We start from the raw sequence: 1,152 nt of genomic DNA on the forward strand, positions 1-1,152 counted from the left end.
TAGTGCCCGAGGCCGACCTCCTGCTTGAGCTCCTGGTAGTCACGCTCGATCCGCCAGCGCAGCTTGGCGAGGTCGACGAGCGGTCGGAAGCCGATCGTCTCCGGCAGTGTCGCAAGCCAATATTTGGTCGGTTCAGTTTCGTCCTCCGGCCACTCGACCAGCAGCCACTCCGGCCGCAGCGTCTCCGGGATCAGCTTGTTATGTCCGACACTGACGCGCACGCGCGCGAAGCGCGACGATAGAAAATCGGCCGAGCCTTCCCGCCAAACCACCGTGCGCCATGCCCGCTTCGGCAGGGCGAGCGCCACGTCTTTGGCCGAGACGAGGTCGGGCTCGTCGCGGCGGCCCGTATTGTTCAAAGGCTTGCCTTTGCGGCGCGGTCCGGTCCCGGATCGCCACATCAAGGTGTTCGGCAGAATGCCCACCACATAGGGGACCTCAAGGGCCGTCATTCCGGCGCGCAGACGCGAGTCGTTGCCATAGGCCGCGTCCATCAAGGCGACGCCACGCGGCAGGCCGGCCGCGCATGCCCATTGGATTTGCTCCAGCGCGATCTCGGGTTTGGTGGTGAACTTGATCTCCTTCGGCACGCCCGCCTTCTTCCGGCGCGCCCGATCCTTGCTCCAGTCCTGCGGCAGATACAGACGATAGGCCACCGGAAGGCTGGCCGTGTGATTGGCGACCGACAGCGTCACCGTCACCTGGCAATTGGCCTGCTTACCGAGCTGCCCGCAATATTGATGGTGCACGCCGACCGAATGCTTGCCTTGCTTGGGGAACGACGTGTCGTCGATGATCCACGCCTCGATCGGTCCGTCTTTCTCGATCGCCGGCAACACCATCTCGCGCACCTTGGCCAGCACCTTCTCGTCGGACCATGTCGCGACACCGACGAAGTGCAACAGTGACTGGTGCTGCGCCGCCGTCCGGGCCGGTGCCGTTCGCGCCGCCATCGGCTCCACGCTCTTGCGCTCGCCCGGCAACACCAATCCGGTGCAATAGTCCCGTAGCGGACCGGCGCGATCCACATGCCCGATCACGCTCGCAAGCCCCGCCACATACCTCGCAAACCGTACTTCACTGCCGCCGTCGAAATCGAGACTCATTTGGCGCCTCCATCTGCCAAAATCTGAATCTCAATAGATACTTGAG

1 protein-coding gene is annotated in these 1,152 nt (G+C 63.9%); it reads right to left on the bottom strand.

All coding sequences use genetic code 11. The annotated features are described in order from the left end of the window. On the bottom strand, positions 1–1,106 hold a 1,106-nt coding region (locus DU475_RS23830; protein ID WP_164633518.1), incomplete at its 3' end, for an IS701 family transposase. Positions 1,107–1,152: the final 46 nt, after the last annotated feature.

Origin of the sequence: Rhodopseudomonas sp. WA056 (genome assembly GCF_010906995.1) — a bacterium.
Classification (GTDB): domain Bacteria; phylum Pseudomonadota; class Alphaproteobacteria; order Rhizobiales; family Xanthobacteraceae; genus Rhodopseudomonas; species Rhodopseudomonas palustris_G.